We start from the raw sequence: 19857 nt of genomic DNA, 5'->3' as shown, positions 1-19857 counted from the left end.
AAAAGGTAGCCGCATGAATCCTGACAACGCCCGAATTGGCGAGATCATTGATAACGCGAAGATCTCGCCGTACCAGATCGTCATCCTTGCCTTGTGCTTCCTCATCGTCCTGGTAGATGGTTTCGATACCGCAGCCATTGGTTATATCGCCCCGTCACTGCGCGAAGAATGGGGTCTGTTGCCTGCCCAGTTGTCACCAGTTTTCGGGACTGGATTATTCGGCCTGATGGTCGGCAGCCTGATACTGGGACCGGTCGCCGATGCCCTCGGGCGTAAACGCGTTTTACTGATTTCAGTGCTGGTGTTTGGTCTCGCCACCCTGGCCAGCGCCTTTACCCATTCGATCGAGTCACTTACGGTTTTGCGTTTCATCACCGGCATCGGCCTGGGTGGTGCGATGCCGGCGTGCATTGCCTTGAGCGCCGAATACTCCCCCGCCCGCCGACGCATGATCATGGTGACCTTGAGCTGGAGTGGCTTCACGGCGGGCCTTGCCTTGGGCGGCATGCTCGCCGCACACATGATTCCTGCATTCGGCTGGCGCTCTGTGCTGGTGCTCGGTGGCGTCATGCCGCTGGCGCTACTGCCACTGTTGGCTTGGCTAATGCCTGAGTCGGTTCGGTTTATGGCGTCTTCGGGCAAGCACGCCGACGTCTTGCGTCGGGTGGTCGAACGCATCACCCGAAAGAGCTGGAGCGGTGTAACGATCCTCGATGACGAGCGCCCGGCCCAGGTCAGGTCGCCGATCTCGCACCTGTTCATCGACGGCCGATTGGTCCGAACATTGCTGCTGTGGGTGACCTTCTTCTGCTCGCTCTTTGTGTTTTATCTGCTGACCAGCTGGCTGCCTACCCTGCTCAAAGACGCCGGCTACGATATCGCTTACGCTTCGCGTATTGGCGCCATGGTGCCGCTGGGCGGTACCGTCGGCGCCATTCTCATGGCCCTGCTGATGGATCGCGTCGGCCCGTACCCTGTAATGACGTTCTCGTACTCGGTAACGGCTGTGGTCATTGCCGTCACGGGCTATCTGATGGGTGATCCCTATCAATTGGCTGCCATGGTATTTCTCATCGGCTTCGGTGTAGCCGGTGCGCAAAACGGACTCAACCTGGTGTCAGCCACCTTGTACCCCACCGCCGCCCGGGTGACCGGGGTGAGTTGGGCAATGGCCGTCGGCCGTTGCGGTTCAATTGTCGGCTCGACGCTGGGCGCCTGGTTTATTTCCACCGCGGGCACATCACAGGTCTTCTTCCATTGGTTGGCGCTTCCTGTGCTGATCGGCGCGACAGCCATTGGTGGTCTTTATTGGCTCAGCACTCGACGGAACCCGACAGTCAAGCGTGCTCAAGGTGCTCACGCAGAAACTCAATGAAACGTTGAGTTTTTGCAGGCAAAAGACGGGTTTCAGTGAGGGCATACACCGGGATCGGATTGGCCTGCCATTGGGGCAGTACCGGTTGTAGCAAGCCAGTGCGCAGATCGTCCGCTGCAATGCCTTCAGGTAGCAGCGCTATCCCCAGATCCAGTGTCGCCAATCGCCGAAGCATCCCGACGCTATTCAGTTGAAAACGTCCTCCCACCTCGACCTCAACCACTTCGCCTGAATGGGAAAGCTGCCACTTGCCAGCCTTTCGCAGGCGCAAGCATTCGTGGTTTACCAGCTCGGACGGATCGCAGGGTTCTCCATTGAGTTCCAGATAACGAGGCGAGGCGTACAAACGACGAGAGAGGCTCGCCAGCTTGCGTGCAATCAGATTCGAATCTGCCGGTTCGCCCATGCGAATAACCACATCGACGGGTTCGCTGACCAGGTCAACCTGGCGTGGCGTGAGGTCGAATTCAAAGCTGATACCAGGGTACCGTCGGGCGAACTCGGCGATGAGCGGTGCCAGGTAAATGTTGGCGAAATCCACCGGCAGTGACGCGCGCAAAAGGCCGCTTGGATGCGCGAGCATTTCACCCAGCTGCTCGTGCGCCAGCCGCGCCTCGTCAACGATTCGCTTGCACCGGTCAAAGTACAACTGCCCCGCCTCGGTCAATTCGATCTTGCGCGTGGTGCGATTTAACAGTCTCAAGCCAATGGCCTTTTCAAGCCCGCTGATGCGTCGCGACAAGGTCGAATTGGGCATCGCCATCGCTTCTGCGGCTTTGCGAAAACTGTGGGCTTTGACGACCTCGACGAACAACGCCATGTCGTTCAGAAGTTCCATGTTGATTGCTCCATCAGTGGATCAGTCATTTCAATTGTAGCTAGTTTATCCCGCATCCACTTTGATCAATGATAGCCACGTCAGCCTTCGAAGCCATTCCACACGCCTCGAACCCAATCAGTAAAGCGCCAGGTTCCGTTGACGATTGTTCAACAGTGCCCCGCAGGAGAGCGTCACTGCATGAAAGACCTTAATGACCTTTATTACTTCGTACTGGTGGTCAAACATGGAGGTTTCTCGGCAGCGGCACGGGCAACGGGCATTGAAAAAACGTTGCTCAGTCGTCATATCGCGGATCTTGAATTACGAATGGGGGCCAGGCTGTTACATCGCACAACGCGCCAGGTTTCGCTGACCGAAGCCGGCCATCATTTCTTTACGCTCAGCCAACCCGTCGTCGAGGGTGCGCATACCGCCTATGAAAGCGTGGAGCATCTTCGACGGGAACCCGTCGGGTTGGTACGGTTGAGCTGTCCTCAGGTGATGGCGCAGAGTTATTTAGCTCCCCTGCTGCCTGGGTACATGGAAAAGTATCCGAAGGTGCGGCTTGAGTTGAATGCTGTAGATCGAGAGGTCGACCTCTTTGAAGAGCGTTTTGACGTGGCCTTGCGATCGCGTGCCCGGATTGAAGAAACGGCCGGGTTGGTCGCAAAGAAATTAGGGGCAACCAGGCAGATTCTGGTCGCAAGCCCGCGCTTTCTCGATCGTGTCGGGCGACCTGCCACGATCCAGGCCCTGTCGGACATCGAGACGCTTTCTCGTCCTGGTGACATCCATGACGGCGTCGGCCGATGGTTCCTCAGCAGTTCGTCAGGTGAGGAGCTGCTGGTCAGCCATCAGCCACGTCTGATCTTCGATGATCTACGCATGCAACTGGAGGCCGCCGTCAATGGATTGGGCGTCGCGTTGTTGCCGGAACCCATAGCTGCAGCCTCTGTTCGCGCGAAGGCCCTGGAAGTCGTTATCCCCTCCTGGAGCGGTGCAACGCATATCATCCATCTGCTCTACCCCAAACCGAAGGGTATGTTGCCCTCCGTTCGCAGCCTGATCGACTACCTGAGCCTCCATTTACCCCAGAGCATCCAGGAACGAAGCATCACCGTTGATTGTGTCGCTTGATACCGCGCCGGTTGATGTTTTGAGTTCGGGGAACATAACGCCTTAATGGCCGCGGTTCCCTTTGAAAGCGACTATTGCCAGGCTGATTGCTGGCTGCGCAGTACCTGGCCAACCATTTCTCTCAACCACTTGTTCTGAGGGTCTCGGTGAAATCGGTCGTGCCAGTACAGATCAATCTCGAACGAGGGTATTTGCAGGGGCAGAGGGTGTATGACCAGAGGATAAAAGCGCGCCAAGGTTTTACCCAGGGAAATGGGCAGCGTCCATATCATGTCGGTATCCAACAGCAAGTGCGGAGCGGACAAGAACTGAGGGGTGCGCATTTTAATGCAGTCTCTGCCGCCCGCATCGACCAAAGCACGCTCCAATGCCTGGTGACCGCCCCCACCTGACTCCACCAACAAATGCTCACTGGCGACAAAGGCTTCGAGGCTCAAGCCGCGATGTGCCAAGGGGTGGTCTTTGCGCATGGCGCAGACGTAATACTGAGAAATAACAGGCGTACGGTGAATGTCAGTCTGAAGGGTCGGCAAAAAGCCGAGCGCCAGGTCGATTCTGCCAGTGGACAGGCCATTGAGCGTCTCATCCATCCCACCCACGACGGTGTGTATTCGAGCTTGAGGTGCAACCCTGGACAATTCGCTCAAGATGGGCGGCAAACAAACGACCTCGCCAATGTCGCGCATTCTAAAGACAAATGATTTTTCACAATTTTTCGGATCGAACATCGGCATTTGGCTTCCTGCCTCCCTGACCATCGCAAGGGAGGCCAACAGTCGCGGCGCGATATGGACACAAAACGGCGTCGGCTCCATTCGGCGACCGACCAGCGTAAACAACCTGTCTCCATAATCGTTTCGCAACCGCTTGAGCGAACCGCTGACGGCAGCCTGCGTAACACCCAGATTCTGCGCCGCAATGGAGGCTGAGTGGTCTCGCCACAACGCCTCAAAGGTATAGAGCAGATTCAAATCCTTCATCGAAATGCCTTGACTGAAATTCGCAAACCAAAACACTGCACTCGCCAGCAAAGCGGCGTGGGCTTCGACTGGCAAGTGCAGCTCAACTGGCACTCATGAGTGGTTATGCAGACGCTTGGATAACATTACCAGCAGATGCGCTGCTGTACAGGGGTGAAATATCAATGTGTATTCGATAATCGTTGATCAATCGGGAAGCATTGAAGTGAACAACGACACAACAAGGAACATTGATAATCGTGCCGTCATGCTGGGTGTAATAGGTATCAAAACGCATGATTGTCGTGTTGCCTTCGCTCCACAGGCCTTGAAGAATGTGTTCCATCGAGGCTATTTGGGTAAAAAATGACTCAATCGCCGTCCTGACACCCTCTTTCCCCACTACTTCCGGGGAATTGCCAAACCGAAACACGACGTCATCGGTCAGATAACTCAAAAAACCTTCGACCGACATCCGATCGACACTTTCAAACATACCTGTCAATTCATGGTTCATTGCACGCCTCATTTCTTGTTTTTGTTTTTTCATTTCTGGTCGCTGCGGTGAATCTTATGCCGCTTTGCTGACCTTGTTACGGATGGCTTGCAGGGTGGATCGTACGGCGCTCAGGTAGGACGTCTGCATGCCGGTTGAGAACTCGACTTCCTTCTCGCTGCCCGCTGGTACGCCCGGCAGGGAGAAATCGAAGGAGAAGCGCAGGAACAATTCGCCATCCTCTTCCTCGATGACGTTCTTGATCAGACCACGGGCATTACCGGAGAGGCGCACGAACTCGACTTGCTGCTCTTCAGTAAGAAGGACCATTTCCTGAAGGCGCTCACCGTAAAGCACCACTTCGCGGATAAAGGTATTGCCCTGGTCCTCAACGACATTACATTCGGTAATGGCATCAACGAACGGCACCGCATTGCGAGCCTTGCTCACCAACCCTTCCCATACCTGGCTGCGGTTCAGGTTCACACCGCCCGACTCCTCAGGGGCATTGACTTTCAAGCGACGACTTACATTGATCATGGGGGTACTCCGGGGTTTCAGGTTCAAAAGTGACCGACTCCCTGTCGAGTGTCAGGGACAGTCTGTCAGGGGGGGCTCAAACGGTGAGATAACCACCGTCTACGGCCATTGCCGTACCGGTCACAAAACTGGCGTCATCGGACAGCAGCCATAGCGCAGCCTTGGCGATTTCTTCCGGTTTTCCGAAACGACCGATAGGGTGTCGTTCGCGCAATACAGCGAACTGTTTGACAAAATTGGGCTCTTCGCTCGCACGCACGATCATTGGCGTTTCGATGATCCCTGGCATGATTGCGTTGACCCGGATGTTGAGGGTGCCATAGTCGACGGCCGCAGCCTTGGTCAAACCGACCACCCCATGCTTGGCAGCGATATAGTCCGAGGCAGCGGCAATCGCTACCGAGCCCAGGGACGAAGCGGTGTTCACGATGGCGCCACCGCCACTGTTCAACATGGCCCGGATCTGATGCTTCATGCAGTAGAAAACACCGGTCAGGTCGATGCGGATAATGCGATCCCACGCTGCAGACGAAATTTCATGCAGAGGCAAGTTGCTTTGCTCGACCCCTACATTGTTGAACGCGCCATGCAGACGGCCAAATCGAGTGACGACATCATCGACTGCTGTGGCCACAGCATCTTCGTCGGTAACGTCGCAGGGGATTGAATAAACCTTGCCGCCGGCAGCCGTGACAGCACTGGCGGTTTCTTCGATGCCTGCGGTATCGCGATCAAGCAGCACAACCCTCGCGCCCGCTTTGGCAAAAGCCAGTGCCGAAGCACGGCCAATTCCGCCCGAGGCGCCAGTGATAATGATGTTCCGGTCGTCAAGGTTGCTCATATCCACACTCTCGTTTTGTAATGCCACTTACTGTATTTACCGGGACAACGATCGAGAATCCCGTAAAACCACCAAAGACTGTTGCGCTGTTGCACCAATCAGCGGCGGGTCAAATCCAGCGCCACATCGACGCTCATGTCCTCCTGCCCACCGACCATTTTTCGCCGACCCAATTCGACCAGGATGTCGACGGTACGCAACCCGTAGCGCTGGGCAGCCGCTTCGGCATGGCGAAGGAAGCTTGAGTAAACGCCGGCATAACCCAGTGCCAGCTTTTCGCGATCAACGCGCACTGGACGGTCCTGCAGGGGACGGATGATGTCATCGGCGGCATCCATCAGAGTTTACAGACCGGTGCCATGGTTCCAGCCCAGGCGCTCGGCTGAGGTGATGAACACCTCCAATGGTGTGTTGCCTGCACCGGCCCCCATCCCAGCCAGACTGGCGTCAACGCGATCACAACCCTGACCACCGCGACGATGGAGTTGGCAACGCCCAAGCTCAGGTTGTGGTGGGCATGGATACCCGTCTTCGCATGGGGGGCGTGGTTCAAGGATTAAGCGGTGGGGAGGTAGCTAAGGCAGCATGCGATGATCGACTGCCACAGCGTTCCCGACCACAGAGAAATTCCGGTTTGAAGCGGCGCAAAGGGACAGCGCTCTCGTGCCCTTTGCGCTTGAAGCAATGCTCTTCCGGGTTAGATGCCCAGGCAGAGGTATTTGATTTCCAGGTAATCTTCGATGCCGTACTTGGAGCCTTCACGGCCCAGGCCCGAGGCCTTGATGCCGCCGAACGGCGCGACTTCGTTGGAGATCAACCCCGTGTTGACGCCGACCATGCCGTATTCCAGGGCTTCAGCCACGCGGAACACACGGCTCAGGTCACGAGCATAGAAGTACGAGGCCAGACCGAACTCGGTGTCGTTGGACATCGCGATCACGTCGGCTTCGTCTTTGAAGCGGAACAGCGGCGCCAATGGACCGAAGGTTTCTTCCTTGGCCACGGCAGCGTTGTTCGGCACGTTGGTCAGGATGGTCGGCTCGAAGAAGTTACCTTCCATCGGCTTGCCGCCGGACAGCACGGTGGCGCCTTTGGAAACGGCGTCAGCAATGTGCTCTTGCACCTTGGCCACGGCTTTTTCGTCGATCAGCGGGCCAGTGGTGGTGCCTGCTTCCAGACCGTTACCGATCTTGAGCTTGGCCACAGCCACTTTCAGCTTCTCGGCGAACGCATCGTAGACCGAATCCTGAATGTACAGGCGGTTGGCGCAGACGCAGGTCTGACCATTGTTGCGGTACTTGGAAATGATCGCGCCTTCGACGGCCTTATCCAGGTCCGCGTCGTCAAACACGATGAACGGCGCGTTGCCGCCCAGTTCCAGGGACACTTTCTTGATGTCCTTGGCGCATTCGGACATCAGTTGACGACCGATTTCGGTCGAACCGGTGAAGGACAGCTTGCGCACGATCGGGTTGCTGGTCAGTTCGCTGCCGATGTCGCCAGCGCTGCCGGAAACAACGCTGAACACGCCAGCCGGGATGCCGGCACGCTGGGCCAGTTCGGCCAGGGCAAAAGCGGAGAACGGAGTTTGCGAAGCAGGCTTGAGCACCATGGTACAACCGGCGGCCAGGGCCGGGCCGGCTTTACGGGTGATCATCGCGGCCGGGAAGTTCCACGGGGTAATTGCAGCGGTCACGCCGATCGGCTGCTTGATCACGATCAGGCGCTTGTCTGGCTGGTGGCCCGGAATCACGTCACCGTAGATGCGCTTGGCCTCTTCGGCGAACCACTCGATGAAGGAAGCGGCGTAAACGATCTCGCCCTTGGCTTCGGCCAATGGCTTGCCTTGCTCCAGGGTCATCAGGCGAGCCAGGTCGTCCTGGTTCTCGATCATCAGTTCGAACCAACGACGCAGTTTGGTCGCACGTTCTTTGGCGGTCAGTGCACGCCAGGCCGGCAGCGCTTTGTCAGCGGCTTCGATCGCACGGCGGGTTTCGGCAGCGCCCATTTTCGGTACGGTGCCCAGAATTTCGCCCGTTGCCGGGTTGTTGACCTTGATCGTCTGACCATTGTCCGCATCTACCCAAGCGCCATCGATGAAGGCTTGCTGGCGGAACAACTGAGTGTCTTTCAGCTGCATGACGTTTCCTTTTCTGAATGGGGTTGGCTTAAACCAAAGCGCTACGTCTTTTAAGCTCATGGTTCAGAATGAAATCGTTCTCGGAATAATCCACCGGGCAATCGATAACGTGCACACCCGGCTCACTGATGCAGCGCTGCAGTAGCGGCAAGAAGCCTTCGGCGCTTTCCACCCGGTGGCCCTTGGCGCCATAGCTTTGCGCATACATGACGAAATCCGGGTTGCCGTAGTCCAGACCAAAATCAATGAACCCCATGTTGGACTGCTTCCAACGGATCATGCCGTAGCCATCATCGCGTAGGATGATGACCGTCAGGTTCATCTTCAAACGTACGGCGGTTTCCAGCTCCTGGCTGTTCATCATGAAGCCGCCGTCACCGCACACAGCTACCACAGGACGATCCGGATAGACCAAATGTGAAGCCATCGCCGAAGGCAGGCCCGCACCCATCGTTGCCAAGGCATTGTCTAACAGTACGGTGTTGGGTTTATGTGCCTTGTAGTTGCGCGCGAACCAGATTTTGTAGATGCCGTTATCCAGAGCCACGATGCCTTCGGAGGGCAAGGCACGACGTACGTCGGCGACAAAGCGCTGCGGGTAGATCGGGAAACGGTTGTCGTCCGCGCCCTCAATCACTTGGGCCTCGTTGGATTCACGGATCGTCATAAGGCGGGTGAAGTCCCAGTGTGAAGTGTCATTCAAGGCTTCGCCGATCTGCCAAACAGCATTGGCGATATCGCCGATCACTTCGACTTGTGGGAAGTACACCGGATCGACTTCGGCGGAGCGGAAGTTGATGTGGATGACTTCGGTGCCGCCGCGGACCATGAAAAATGGTGGTTTCTCAATCACGTCGTGGCCAATGTTTACGATCAGATCAGCCGCCTCGACAGCACGGTGCACGAAGTCGCCGGAAGACAGTGCGGCATTGCCAAGGAAGCGTGGATGACGCTCATCTACCACACCTTTGCCCATCTGAGTGGTGACAAAAGGGATGCCGGTCTTGTCGATCAGTTGCTTGAGTACCTTGGCAGTCATCTTGCGATTGGCGCCGGCACCAATCACCAGGATCGGGCTACGGGCTGTCTGCAATTTCTCGACTGCGGCCTCGATGGCCTTGTGTTCGGCCAGCGGGCGACGATGCAGGCTCGGAGGAATTGGCCGGCTTTCGGTCTGCTCCGCGGCGATGTCCTCGGGAAGTTCAAGATGAACCGCTCCGGGCTTCTCTTCCTCAGCAAGGCGGAAGGCTTCACGCACACGCGAGGGAATGTTGTCAGCGGACGCCAACTGGTGGGTGTACTTGGTCAGCGGTTGCATCATCCCAACAACATCAAGAATCTGGAAACGGCCCTGCTTGGACTTTTTGATTGGCTTCTGCCCTGTAATCATGAGCATTGGCATTCCACCCAAGTAGGCATAGGCGCCAGCAGTGACCAGGTTCGTAGCGCCAGGGCCAAGGGTCGATAAGCTGACTCCCGTTTTGCCGGTTAACCGGCCATAGGTTGCCGCCATGAAACCAGCCGATTGCTCATGTCGAGTGAGAACGAGCCGGATGTTGGAGCGCCTGAGTGATTCAAGTAAATCCAGGTTCTCTTCACCAGGAATCCCGAACACGAACTCTACGCCCTCATTCTCGAGGCACTGCACTACGACGTCTGAAGCCTTGAGCATTTCACTCTCCTCTAAAATCATTTATCCGTGCTTGAGGTGCAACTTTGGACAATTCGCTTACGATGGCGGGGAACCTAACGACTTCGCCTACGTTGCGCATTCTGATGGTAAATTTCTTTTCACAACTTTTCGGATCAAACGCCGACATTTGGCTTCCAGCCTCCCTGACCATCGCAAGGGAGTCCAACAGTCGCGGCGCGATGTGGACACAAAACAGTGTGGTTTCCATTCGGCGACCTACCAGCGTAAACAACCTGTCACCTTAGTCGTTTCGTAACCGCTTGGGCGCTCCGCTGACGGCTGCCTGCGTAACACCCAGATTCTGCGCCGCTATTGAAGCGGAGTGGTCTCGCCACAACGCTTCAAAGGTATAGAGCAGATTTAGATCTTTCATCACAGCGCCCTGACTGACATTCAGAAACCAAAACACTGCACTTGCCAGCAAAGCGTCGTGGGCTTCGACCGGCAAGTGCAGTAAAGCTGGAGTTCTTGAGTGTTATGCGGACGCGTGGATAACTCAACGTCGTGTCAGGTCCAGCGCCACATCGACGATCATGTCCTCTTGCCCACCGACCATTTTTCGCCGTCCCAATTCGACCAGGATGTCGACGGTACGCAACCCATAGCGCTGGGCCGCCGCTTCGGCATGACGCAGGAAGCTGGAGTAAACGCCTGCATAACCCAGCGCCAGCGTCTCGCGATCTACCCGCACCGGACGGTCCTGCAGCGGACGGATGATGTCATCGGCGGCATCCATCAAGGTGTAGAGGTCGGTGCCATGATTCCAGCCAAGTCGCTCGGCGGCAGCGATGAACACCTCCAATGGCGCGTTGCCCGCCCCCGCCCCCATGCCAGCCAGGCTGGCGTCAATGCGGTCACAGCCCTCTTCCACCGCGACGATGGAGTTGGCCACGCCCAGGCTTAAGTTGTGGTGGGCGTGCATGCCGGTTTCGGTTTCCGGCTTGAGCACCGCCTTGAACGCACGGAAACGCTCGCGGATGTCCTGCATGTTCATCGCCCCACCGGAGTCGGCCATGTACACGCAGGTCGCGCCGTAGCTCTCCATCAACTTGGCTTGGGCAGCCAACTGCTCGGCCGGAATCATGTGGCTCATCATCAGGAAACCGACGGTGTCCATGCCCAGCTCGCGGGCATATTCGATGTGCTGTTTCGACACATCGGCCTCGGTGCAATGAGTGGCGATGCGCACCACCCGGGCACCGGCGTTGTAGGCTGCTTTCAGGTCATGCACGGTGCCGATGCCGGGCAACAACAAGGTAGTGATCTTGGCGTGGCTGATCACGTCGGCGGCGGCTTCGATCCATTCCAGGTCGGTGTGGGCGGCGAAGCCGTAGTTGAAGCTCGACCCTTGCAGGCCATCACCGTGCGCCACTTCAATCGAATCGACCTTGGCTTTGTCCAAGGCGCGGGCGATGTCCTGCACGTTCTGCAGCGAATACTGGTGACGAATCGCGTGGCTGCCGTCGCGCAGGGTGACGTCGGAGATGTAGAGTTTTTTGCCGGGATTAAAAGTCATGTCGGTCTCCTCAGGCGTTGAGCATCGACTGCGCCATGCGCTCGGCGGTGGCCAAGGCAGCGGAAGTCATGATGTCGAGGTTGCCGGCATAGGCTGGCAGGTAGTGGGCGGCACCTTCGACTTCGAGGAACACTGAGGTCTTAAGACCGGAGAACTTGCCAAGACCCGGTATGTTCAGTGGTGCGTCTTCAGGGATGACGTCGAACTGGACTTTTTGCTTGAGGCGATAGCCCGGCACATAGGCCTGTACGGCGGCCGCCATCTCTTCGATGGAGGCCTCGACCAGTGTCTGATCAGCGGCTTCGGACAGCACAAACACCGTGTCACGCATCATCAGCGGCGGTTCGGCCGGGTTCATCACGATGATTGCCTTGCCCTTGGCTGCGCCGCCGATCGCTTCGATAGCCTTGGAGGTGGTTTCGGTGAATTCGTCGATGTTGGCACGAGTGCCGGGACCCGCGGACTTGCTGGCGATCGAGGCGACGATTTCGGCGTAGTGCACCTTGGCTACGCGTGATACCGCTGCAACCATGGGGATGGTCGCCTGGCCACCGCAGGTGACCATGTTGACGTTGAGTTGGCCGAGATTCTGCTCCAGATTGACCACCGGCACGCAATACGGGCCGATGGCTGCAGGTGTCAGGTCGATCAGACGGATGCCGGGTTTGATTGAGCGCAGGAAGGCGTCATTCTTCACGTGGGCGCCAGCCGAGGTGGCATCGAAGACGAAATCGATGTCCTTGAATTCGTCCATGCGGGTCAGGCCTTCAACACCTTCATGGGTCACCGCCACGCCCATGCGTTGGGCGCGGGCCAAACCATCAGAGGTCGGGTCGATGCCGACCATAGCGGCCATTTTCAGGTGCTTGCCGTGACGCAAAATCTTGATCATCAGGTCAGTGCCGATGTTGCCCGAGCCGATGATTGCGACGCTGATTGGATTGCTCATTGTTATTGTGTCCTGTCGTTGCACACAGCCTGGGATCAGGCGTTACCACGCCGGCGTTCGGCAAGGGTCTTGCCACCCGCAGCCCACTGGGTTTCGGGAATCTCTTGAAGCAGCACGCGTACGCTATCTACGGGCACATCGAGGCTTTGCGCGATGGCCTGGGTGACGTTGAGCAACAGTGCATGCTTCTTCTCTTCACTGCGTCCTTCGGCGAGGTGGATCATGGCGATGGGCATGGTCGATAGCTCCGGATCAACGCTGGCTGGACGAAGTGAAGCGCATGGAGACGCTGCCCAAATGCTGGTAGCGGACGGTGATGTTGTCCCCGGCAGCAACGGCAATGGCCTCGGTGATGCCGCCGGTCATGATGAAGCAGCCCGCCGGCAGTTCACGCCCCTTGGCACCGAGCATGTTGGCCAGCATGGCGACGCTCTGCGCCGGATGCCCGAGCACCGCGGCACCGGCACCGGTGGCGACTACTTCGCCGTTCTTCTCCAGCACCACGCCCAGGCATTTGAGATCGATGCCCTGCACGCCGCACATTTGTCCGCCAGTGACGAAGCGGGCCGAAGAGGTGTTGTCGGCAATCACGCTCTTGAGATCGAAACGGAAGTTCTCGTAACGCGAGTCAATCACTTCGACCGCCGGCAGGATGAAATCAGTGGCAGCCAATACGTCGCCAACATGGATGCCCGGGCCCTTGAGCGGATACTTGAGGACGAAGGCGATCTCGGCTTCAACCTTGGGATGGATCAGCCCGTCGACATCGATAGCCGAGCCGTCCAGGCAAGAACCGTAGTCCGTGAGGAAGCCGTGGATCGGGTCAGTGACCCCCATCTGCTTCATCTTCGCGAAAGAAGTCAGGCCCATTTTCAGGCCAGCGATACGTACACCGCGGGACTCCTTGCGCTGGCGAATGGTGTCCTGGATGGCGTAGGCGTCTTCCCAGTCCATGTCGGGGTGCGCGTCGGTAATCTTGGCCACCGCCTCTCGGTTGAGCTCGGCATTTTCCAGGTGTTCGGCCAGTTGGGCGATAGTTGCTGCAGAGAGATTCATAAGGATTTCCTTCAAACGAAACGAACGGAGGCCGAGCCGATGCCACCCAGGTTGATGCGCAATTGATCACCGGCCTTGACCGGCACCATGGCCGCCAGTGAACCGGAGAGGATGACTTCGCCCTTATTCAGGCCAATGCCAAGCTGGCCGAGTTTGTTGGCCAGCCAAGCCACGGCATTCGCCGGGTGGCCGAGGGCCGCAGCGCCGGCGCCAGTGGCAACCACTTCACCGTTCTTTTCCAGGGTCATGCCGACACAGGCCAGGTCCACGTCACGCGGGGCCACGCCCTGCCCGCCCAAGACGAAAGCCCCGGCGGAGGCGTTGTCGGCGACGGTGTCCTGGATGCGGATCTTCCAGTCACGGATGCGCGAATCGACGATCTCGAAGCACGGCATCACATAGGCGGTGGCGCGCAGCACATCGGCGACGGTAATGCCCGGGCCACGCAGGTCTTCCTTGAGCACGAACGCGATTTCGCCTTCGGCCTTGGGTGCGATCAAGCCGTCGATGGCGATTGCGGCGCCATCGGCGTAAAGCATGTCCGAGAGCAGATGACCGAAGTCCGGTTGATCGACGCCGAGCATGTCCATCACCACTTTGCTGGTGACCCCGATCTTTTTTCCAATGATCCTTTGGCCATCGTCAAGACGTCGCTGAATCATCGACAGCTGCACCTGATAGGCCTGCTCCAGGGTCATATCCGGATAAGTGTCAGTCAACGGTGCCAGAGCCTCGCAATTGCAGAGGGCCTGGTGCAGTTGGTGGCCGAGAACGTTAATCTCTTGCTTATTCATGAATAGCTCCTTACAGCCGCACGCAGACGTTGCGCAGCTCGGTGTAGAACTCAAGCGAATGCACGCCTCCCTCACGACCGATACCCGACTGCTTGGCACCGCCGAAAGCGGTACGCAGGTCGCGCAGAAACCACGAGTTGATCCAGCAAACACCCACGTCCAGTGCACTGCCCAGACGATGGGCGACCTGCAGGTTGCTAGTCCACACACTGGCGGCCAAGCCGTAGGGAGTGTCGTTAGCCAGGCGGACGACTTCTTCTTCGGTATCAAAAGGTGCAATGTGGCAAACCGGACCGAAGATTTCCTCGCGCACCACGGCCGAGGTTTCCGCAAGGCCGGTCCAGATCGTCGGCTCGAACCAAGCGCCTTCGGCCAGATGATCCGGTACCAGGGCGATGCCACCGCCGTGGACCACGGTGGCACCGTCAGCGACGGCCTGACGGCAGTAAGAGAGAATTTTTTCGCGGTGACCGAGCGAGATCACCGGTCCCATGGTGCTGTCGTGCTGGTTCGGGTCACCCACCTTGATGCCTTCGGCGTGGGCTTTGAACGCAGCGACAAAACGTTCGAACAACGGACGTTGCACGTAGATGCGCTCGGTACCCAGGCAGACCTGGCCACTGTTCTCGAACACGGCGCGCCCCAACCCTTTGACGGCTTTTTCCAAGTCCGCATCGGCGAAAACGATGCCTGCGTTCTTGCCGCCCAGTTCCAGCGATACCGGGCGGATACCCTTGGCTGCGGCCTTCATGATGATCTCGCCCGTGCCGGTTTCACCGGTGAAGGTGACACCATTGACCTCTGGGTGAGCGGTGAGGAAGGCACCGGCCGAGTCACCGCCGAAACCATGCACAACGTTGTACACACCCGGTGGCACACCGGCTTCATTCATGACTTCGGCGAGCAGCGTGGCGGTGGCCGGGGTCTCTTCGGATGGTTTGACCACGACAGTATTGCCACAGGCCAAGGCTGGCCCGACCTTCCAAGTCATCAGCAACAGCGGCAGATTCCATGGGCAAACTACGGCGATGACTCCACGCGGTGCTCGCACGCTGTAGTTCACCGCCTTGCCACCGTCAGGGGTGTCCATCACGAAGCTTTCAGTCGGCACATTCTTGATCAGGTCGGCGAACACCTTGAAGTTGGCCGCGCCACGGGGAATGTCCAAGTGCCCGGCGAGTGCGCGGGGTTTGCCGGTATCGGCCACTTCCGCAGCCACAAACTCTTCATGGCGACGTTCGATGCCCTCCGCCACTTTGTGCAACAGGGCCGTTCGCTGGGCGACGGTCATGCTGCCCCAAGGGCCTTTCAATGCAGCTTGCGCAGCTTGCACGGCGGCGTCGACCTCAGCCTTGCCGGCTTCATGCACCAAGCCGATCAGGCTGTTGTCGGCTGGGTTTCGGTTCTCGAACGTACGGGCGCTACTCACCCATTCACCATTGATAAAATGGCGGAATTCTTTCGCAGGCATACAGTGTTCCTTCTTGTTTTAGAGTGTTTGAACGCTGGCTTCAGGGTCGCCCGCTGTCAGGTATTCCCACATGCGTTCGTAAATTCGGCCGCTGGTGACAGCCCGTTGCGCGCAGGCCTGTGCGTCGAGTACCGGTCCTTGGATTGCAAGACCCGCGCTGTGCAGTTGCAATTCAATCCGTGCGGCGTCTTCCAGGTACCAGGTCAGCGTCAACGCTTCGACCAGTGACACGCCGACGACGATGGCACCATTGCCACGCATGACCAGGGCATTCCCCTGCCCTAATTGATTGGCCAGGGCGCTGGCTTGGTCGTCGCTGCGCAGCAGCTGCGGGTCGTCCCACAGCGGGATTGGCGCCTGGAAGTAACTACCCATTCCATGACGCGATTGAGGTGTGAGCCTCGCACAGGACAGGGTCATGACCTGGGCAGGCATGCTTCGGATCACTGCATGGACGTCCGGGCGTCTACGGTATATCTGCTGGTGAATACGGACTTCACCCAGCACACCGTCGGGCAATTCACCTTTGATTGGCACTACAATTCCTGGCTCACCAATACGGATCAAACCCATCGGTCGCGCGGCGCAAACCAAAAAGTGCTCTTCATCAAGTCGCAAGCTGCAGTGCCCGTAGGCATGCACTAAACCAGCGCGGGCCAAGGCCCGCGCTGCCACGCGCACTTGCGATTGCTGATCGCGGCTGGGAGTTGGAAATTGACTCACGATTTGAACTCCGGAATGTCGGGCTTCGCACCCCACGCGCAGAATCCCGCACCCTCCGCCGGAAACTGCCGAGGTTGGTGGGTTGCATCATTTTCTGGAGAGATCAGGCTGACCCCTGTCGAGTATTCGTATGTCATGCCGTCAGGCCCCTCGAAATAAAGGAACATCGCGCCCGAGGTGGGGTGGCGGCCCGGACCAAAGAGGATGCGTATGCCCCGCTCAACCAGGAAGTAATAGGCACGCATCAAGTCATCGACGGACTCGACCTGGTGGTTGATGTGTTGCACACCGGGGTGGGACGAAGGGAACAAGGCGATCTTGTGATGGACCTCATCGATGCGCAGCAGCGGCGCCTCGCCAATTCGGTCACTGACCCTGGCGTTTGCCAGCTGAGTCCAGAACAGTTCATCACGCCGGGCATTCATGGTGCGCAAGCCAATGTGGCTGAAACCAGTGATACCGGCATCGCGACTCGGAAAATAGCGTCGCCCGCTTGCCTGGGGACGCAAGACCAGCTCGATGTTGTTGCCGCTGGGATCTTTGAAGCGAATGAAGTCGTCGACATAGCGCACTTCAGCGTCTGCACGTGAGCCATGCTGTACGTTGAATTCATTACGCTCGAGCAACACCGCTGCGTCTTCCAGGTCCTGTGCTGTTCTGACTTCGAACGCTGTTGTGGTTTCTTGCGGATCGCCCTCGTAATAGCAGAGCGTATGGTCTCGGCTGTCCGATCGGAAGTACACCGCGCCGTTGGCTTCTCGGGCAATCTGCAACCCAAGGATCTGAGTGGCATAACGACGTGCCTCGTCCAGATTTGCGGTGCCCAGCCGTATATACCGAATGTCATGCAGGTTGATCATGAGGGATGTCCTCTTATTTATTGTTGTCTGGGACTCATCTTCCCGTCGCCCAATAAATAAAAGAAGCAAATATTGGTTATTCTCACTATCTGAAAAATTTATAGATGTATAACCCTCTGCAGTCAGTTCTTTTGGAAAAAAAAATGCCCCGTATCCGTGGATACGAGGCATTGGAACCAATGAATCAGATCAACCGACGGCCTGCTTTCCAATGTCTGCAGTGCCTGCCTGCGTACTCACCTCGCAAACTGTTTTATTCCTAGGCATGGAGATCACAAACAATGCGGAGATGACGTAGAACCCGGCGCACACCATCAGTCCCGCCGCCAGGCTATAAAAGCTGGCAATGCCACTGAGCAGCACGGGGGCAAAAGCCGCCAGGCCTCGGCCCACGTTGAAACAGAAACCCGCCCCAAGCGTTCGCACCCGGATGGGATACATTTCGCTGAAGTAAGAACCGAACAACCCTGCGAACACCATGAAAAATGCGTACCCCGCCCCTATCCAGATCAACGATTGAGTCTGGGTGGTATAGACATAGACCAGCGCCATCGTTGATGTGAGTAACAGCGATATGACAATCGTAAGCCGCTTGCCAATGCGATCGGCGATGAAGCCGAATACGTTCAGGCCAAAGAAATTCCCGAGATGGAGAACCGCCATAAAGCTGGTCATCGACGCCAGACTCAAGCCTCGGTCCTGTATCAGGTAGGTGGGCAGCCACGTGCTGACGCCCCAGGAACCAAGCAACGCAAAGCTGGCTGCAAGAGACCCCAGCAGGGTGTAACGAAGTAGCTCAGGCGAAAAAATCTCGCTGACGGATATCCGCTGCGCAGTGGTGCCCTGAGTATCGCGTTGAGCCTTCCAGGCCGGAGATTCCGGAATCAGGAAATACACATAAATAATCGGCAGTATCACAGAGGCGCCGGACACGAAAAACATCAAACGCCATTCCGGCAGCATGAACTTTGCCGCCAGGGCAGCGGCGATGGCGCCAACCGGGAAGGCACTGATCACGAAGGATATGGCCCTGGCGCGCTGCTTGGGCGGCCACGTTTCAACGATATAGGCCGAGAGGATTGTCCATACCCCACCGAGCCCAAGACCCGAGATAAACCTCAGGCCCATCAGTACGTAGAGATCATGGGCGAATGCAAAGACGCACGTCAGTGCACCGAAGATCGCCAGCGATGCAATCAGTGCCTTGCGCCGGCCGAAGTTGTCGGAGTACCAGCCTGTGGCAACTCCGCTGACACCAATACCCAACAATGTAGCGCTAGCCAGCGCACCCACCTCGTGGAGGCTGAAACCCAGGTCCTGGCGGATAACGGGCAGTGCGAGCGTTAGCAGAATGATCTCCATTGCATCAAAAAGGTACGCAATGAATCCACCGATCAGTACGTGCCACTTGGATATTCCAGTCATGGTTTCACCTGATTTTAATTATTGGACAGTGATATTCGTTCGATGGGCCGCCACGTTCTTATGACTTCCCATCAAGGACGCGACGTTCAGAATCGGTAAACAGCCTGCAGCCAGATGCGATCACCTTCAGCTCGGTTCTCTACCATCGTCTCGTGCTGCCATTTCATGACAAACCCGATTGCCGGGGTCTGGTATTTGATCGCGGGGCCTATAGCGGCGACCTGACCACGGTTACCATCCAAGTAGGTCTGGCCATTCTTTTCATCGTCGCTGAGCTGCTTGTACAAGTAGCCGTTCACGCCTACCTGCCATTCGCGGGTGATGTTGTAGCCAATGTTGTAGTCGGCGTTGAACTCACGGCCGGAGCGATAGTTGGTTTCGGAGTTCTCGCCATTGATCATGTAGATGAGCTTGGCGCTGACCTCCAGATTCTCCAGCGGATAAGCGGTAAATGAATACCAGGGCCCGTAAGCCCAGGTGTTTCGACCCGGGTTGAAAAGGCGATCCTTGTCATAGGACCCGATGGGCGCAAACACATCCAGACCGAGTAACTGGTGGTACCGTGGAGAACTCCAACCCAATACAAATGGAACCACCGTCAGATCGCCGACACCTTCTTGGTGGTCGCTGCGATGAACGCGACCACGAGGCGTATCGACATCAAAACTGATGTCACCCTTGATCAAGGGCAAGGCAAGGCGACTGGCCAGTTTGGCTCCCAATATCGTGAAGTCCTGATAGACATAATCCACTCGAATCGACAGTGCCTGAACATTAAGGTCGAAGTTGTGGATGCCTTGTTTCTTGTCGCCATCGCCGTCCAGCGTCTTGTTCGCACTGTAGTCGGACAAGTAAAAGAACTCGGTAAAGCCTGGCGGTGGCATCTTTCCCGCGCCGACCGTATTCACACCCAGTGGGTATGAACTGCCGCCGCCCTCTGTTGCCTGGGCAAGCGGAACGCAAAGAAGACCCATGCACAGAGCACCGATGCAGGCATTTGACGCGTACCGGGTATGTGATCTTAGTGTGCTCATCTCATGTACCATTATTATTTTTGTATGA

At 57.3% G+C, this 19857-nt stretch carries 20 protein-coding genes and 1 pseudogene; 2 read left to right on the top strand and 19 right to left on the bottom strand.

The window, feature by feature from the left end; genetic code table 11:
- Window positions 1-13 precede the first annotated feature (13 nt).
- A complete protein-coding gene (locus tag BSF40_RS18125) occupies window positions 14-1375 on the top strand; it encodes an aromatic acid/H+ symport family MFS transporter (protein ID WP_095966109.1) in 1362 nt (453 codons plus the stop codon).
- Here BSF40_RS18125 and BSF40_RS18120 read toward each other — a convergent pair.
- The gene (locus BSF40_RS18120; protein ID WP_095966108.1) at window positions 1338-2213 is read right to left on the bottom strand and encodes a LysR family transcriptional regulator; all 876 of its coding nucleotides are present in this window, start codon (window positions 2211-2213) and stop codon (window positions 1338-1340) included. The genes BSF40_RS18125 and BSF40_RS18120 overlap by 38 nt on opposite strands.
- 180 nt (window positions 2214-2393) lie before the next feature.
- Here BSF40_RS18120 and BSF40_RS18115 point away from each other — a divergent pair, with 180 nt between their 5' ends.
- Window positions 2394-3332 carry a LysR family transcriptional regulator gene (locus tag BSF40_RS18115; RefSeq protein ID WP_095966107.1) on the top strand — a complete coding sequence of 313 codons (939 nt, stop codon included), beginning with the start codon at window positions 2394-2396 and terminating at the stop codon, window positions 3330-3332.
- Between the two features lie 71 nt (window positions 3333-3403).
- Here the strand turns inward: BSF40_RS18115 and BSF40_RS18110 are convergent, their stop codons facing one another.
- The 18 genes and pseudogenes from BSF40_RS18110 to BSF40_RS18025 form a co-directional block, all read right to left on the bottom strand.
- On the bottom strand, window positions 3404-4312 hold the full coding sequence (locus tag BSF40_RS18110; protein WP_095966106.1) for a LysR family transcriptional regulator: 909 nt from the start codon (window positions 4310-4312) through the stop codon (window positions 3404-3406).
- 103 nt (window positions 4313-4415) lie between these two features.
- The gene (locus BSF40_RS18105; protein WP_095966105.1) at window positions 4416-4808 is read right to left on the bottom strand and encodes a nuclear transport factor 2 family protein; all 393 of its coding nucleotides are present in this window, start codon (window positions 4806-4808) and stop codon (window positions 4416-4418) included.
- Window positions 4809-4862: 54 nt separating this feature from the next.
- Complete coding sequence (locus BSF40_RS18100; RefSeq protein WP_008049901.1) at window positions 4863-5327, bottom strand: SRPBCC family protein; 465 nt, start codon at window positions 5325-5327, stop codon at window positions 4863-4865.
- A gap of 76 nt (window positions 5328-5403) precedes the next feature.
- Entirely contained in the window at window positions 5404-6168 is a 765-nt protein-coding gene (locus BSF40_RS18095) for an SDR family NAD(P)-dependent oxidoreductase (protein WP_095966104.1), read from the bottom strand.
- A gap of 98 nt (window positions 6169-6266) precedes the next feature.
- Window positions 6267-6709 (bottom strand): annotated as a pseudogene (locus BSF40_RS18090) (4-hydroxy-2-oxovalerate aldolase); the annotation flags it as partial.
- 156 nt (window positions 6710-6865) lie between these two features.
- A complete protein-coding gene (gene gabD / locus BSF40_RS18085) occupies window positions 6866-8308 on the bottom strand; it encodes an NADP-dependent succinate-semialdehyde dehydrogenase (RefSeq protein WP_095966103.1) in 1443 nt (480 codons plus the stop codon).
- A 28-nt stretch (window positions 8309-8336) separates the two neighbouring features.
- The gene (locus tag BSF40_RS18080) at window positions 8337-9980 is read right to left on the bottom strand and encodes an acetolactate synthase large subunit (RefSeq protein ID WP_095966102.1); all 1644 of its coding nucleotides are present in this window, start codon (window positions 9978-9980) and stop codon (window positions 8337-8339) included.
- A 262-nt stretch (window positions 9981-10242) separates the two neighbouring features.
- The gene (locus BSF40_RS33570; RefSeq protein WP_371918099.1) at window positions 10243-10374 is read right to left on the bottom strand and encodes a LysR family transcriptional regulator; all 132 of its coding nucleotides are present in this window, start codon (window positions 10372-10374) and stop codon (window positions 10243-10245) included.
- A 123-nt stretch (window positions 10375-10497) separates the two neighbouring features.
- Window positions 10498-11517, bottom strand: a complete 1020-nt coding sequence (gene dmpG / locus BSF40_RS18070; RefSeq protein WP_095966101.1) for a 4-hydroxy-2-oxovalerate aldolase — start codon at window positions 11515-11517, stop codon at window positions 10498-10500.
- Between the two features lie 10 nt (window positions 11518-11527).
- Complete coding sequence (locus BSF40_RS18065) at window positions 11528-12466, bottom strand: acetaldehyde dehydrogenase (acetylating) (protein ID WP_095966100.1); 939 nt, start codon at window positions 12464-12466, stop codon at window positions 11528-11530.
- 35 nt (window positions 12467-12501) lie between these two features.
- Window positions 12502-12702 (bottom strand): 2-hydroxymuconate tautomerase family protein, encoded by a 201-nt coding sequence (locus tag BSF40_RS18060; protein ID WP_007971593.1) that lies wholly within the window; start codon window positions 12700-12702, stop codon window positions 12502-12504.
- Between the two features lie 16 nt (window positions 12703-12718).
- Complete coding sequence (gene dmpH, locus BSF40_RS18055) at window positions 12719-13522, bottom strand: 2-oxo-3-hexenedioate decarboxylase (protein ID WP_095966099.1); 804 nt, start codon at window positions 13520-13522, stop codon at window positions 12719-12721.
- An 11-nt stretch (window positions 13523-13533) separates the two neighbouring features.
- The gene (dmpE, locus tag BSF40_RS18050) at window positions 13534-14316 is read right to left on the bottom strand and encodes a 2-oxopent-4-enoate hydratase (RefSeq protein WP_007971588.1); all 783 of its coding nucleotides are present in this window, start codon (window positions 14314-14316) and stop codon (window positions 13534-13536) included.
- Between the two features lie 10 nt (window positions 14317-14326).
- Window positions 14327-15787, bottom strand: coding sequence for a 2-hydroxymuconic semialdehyde dehydrogenase (locus tag BSF40_RS18045; protein ID WP_095966098.1), 1461 nt, complete (start codon window positions 15785-15787; stop codon window positions 14327-14329).
- An 18-nt stretch (window positions 15788-15805) separates the two neighbouring features.
- Window positions 15806-16510, bottom strand: a complete 705-nt coding sequence (locus tag BSF40_RS18040) for a class II aldolase/adducin family protein (RefSeq protein ID WP_172435724.1) — start codon at window positions 16508-16510, stop codon at window positions 15806-15808.
- Window positions 16507-17370: a VOC family protein gene (locus tag BSF40_RS18035; protein ID WP_007971585.1), complete on the bottom strand. Its 864-nt coding sequence runs from the start codon at window positions 17368-17370 to the stop codon at window positions 16507-16509. The genes BSF40_RS18040 and BSF40_RS18035 overlap by 4 nt, the downstream gene beginning before the upstream one ends.
- A gap of 189 nt (window positions 17371-17559) precedes the next feature.
- Window positions 17560-18795 carry an MFS transporter gene (locus tag BSF40_RS18030; RefSeq protein WP_095966097.1) on the bottom strand — a complete coding sequence of 412 codons (1236 nt, stop codon included), beginning with the start codon at window positions 18793-18795 and terminating at the stop codon, window positions 17560-17562.
- Window positions 18796-18881: 86 nt separating this feature from the next.
- Window positions 18882-19829, bottom strand: coding sequence for a transporter (locus BSF40_RS18025; protein ID WP_095966096.1), 948 nt, complete (start codon window positions 19827-19829; stop codon window positions 18882-18884).
- Window positions 19830-19857 lie beyond the last annotated feature (28 nt).

The sequence above is a fragment of the Pseudomonas sp. ACN5 genome (genome assembly GCF_002303975.1).
GTDB lineage: Bacteria > Pseudomonadota > Gammaproteobacteria > Pseudomonadales > Pseudomonadaceae > Aquipseudomonas > Aquipseudomonas laurylsulfatiphila.
The sequence above is the reverse complement of the archived record's forward strand: the minus strand, read 5'-3'. Positions and strand labels throughout refer to the sequence as shown.

Coding starts and splice junctions, on each gene's coding strand:
- dmpH (WP_095966099.1), bottom strand. CDS start 13,522: ATGAATCTCTCTGCAGCAACTATCGCCCAACTGGCCGAACACCTGGAA.
- BSF40_RS33570 (WP_371918099.1), bottom strand. CDS start 10,374: ATGAAAGATCTAAATCTGCTCTATACCTTTGAAGCGTTGTGGCGAGAC.
- BSF40_RS18025 (WP_095966096.1), bottom strand. CDS start 19,829: ATGAGCACACTAAGATCACATACCCGGTACGCGTCAAATGCCTGCATC.
- BSF40_RS18065 (WP_095966100.1), bottom strand. CDS start 12,466: ATGAGCAATCCAATCAGCGTCGCAATCATCGGCTCGGGCAACATCGGC.
- BSF40_RS18035 (WP_007971585.1), bottom strand. CDS start 17,370: ATGATCAACCTGCATGACATTCGGTATATACGGCTGGGCACCGCAAAT.
- BSF40_RS18045 (WP_095966098.1), bottom strand. CDS start 15,787: ATGCCTGCGAAAGAATTCCGCCATTTTATCAATGGTGAATGGGTGAGT.
- BSF40_RS18105 (WP_095966105.1), bottom strand. CDS start 4,808: ATGAACCATGAATTGACAGGTATGTTTGAAAGTGTCGATCGGATGTCG.
- gabD (WP_095966103.1), bottom strand. CDS start 8,308: ATGCAGCTGAAAGACACTCAGTTGTTCCGCCAGCAAGCCTTCATCGAT.
- dmpG (WP_095966101.1), bottom strand. CDS start 11,517: ATGACTTTTAATCCCGGCAAAAAACTCTACATCTCCGACGTCACCCTG.
- BSF40_RS18110 (WP_095966106.1), bottom strand. CDS start 4,312: ATGAAGGATTTGAATCTGCTCTATACCTTTGAGGCGTTGTGGCGAGAC.
- BSF40_RS18095 (WP_095966104.1), bottom strand. CDS start 6,168: ATGAGCAACCTTGACGACCGGAACATCATTATCACTGGCGCCTCGGGC.
- BSF40_RS18115 (WP_095966107.1), top strand. CDS start 2,394: ATGAAAGACCTTAATGACCTTTATTACTTCGTACTGGTGGTCAAACAT.
- dmpE (WP_007971588.1), bottom strand. CDS start 14,316: ATGAATAAGCAAGAGATTAACGTTCTCGGCCACCAACTGCACCAGGCC.
- BSF40_RS18120 (WP_095966108.1), bottom strand. CDS start 2,213: ATGGAACTTCTGAACGACATGGCGTTGTTCGTCGAGGTCGTCAAAGCC.
- BSF40_RS18060 (WP_007971593.1), bottom strand. CDS start 12,702: ATGCCCATCGCCATGATCCACCTCGCCGAAGGACGCAGTGAAGAGAAG.
- BSF40_RS18030 (WP_095966097.1), bottom strand. CDS start 18,795: ATGACTGGAATATCCAAGTGGCACGTACTGATCGGTGGATTCATTGCG.
- BSF40_RS18080 (WP_095966102.1), bottom strand. CDS start 9,980: ATGCTCAAGGCTTCAGACGTCGTAGTGCAGTGCCTCGAGAATGAGGGC.
- BSF40_RS18125 (WP_095966109.1), top strand. CDS start 14: ATGAATCCTGACAACGCCCGAATTGGCGAGATCATTGATAACGCGAAG.
- BSF40_RS18100 (WP_008049901.1), bottom strand. CDS start 5,327: ATGATCAATGTAAGTCGTCGCTTGAAAGTCAATGCCCCTGAGGAGTCG.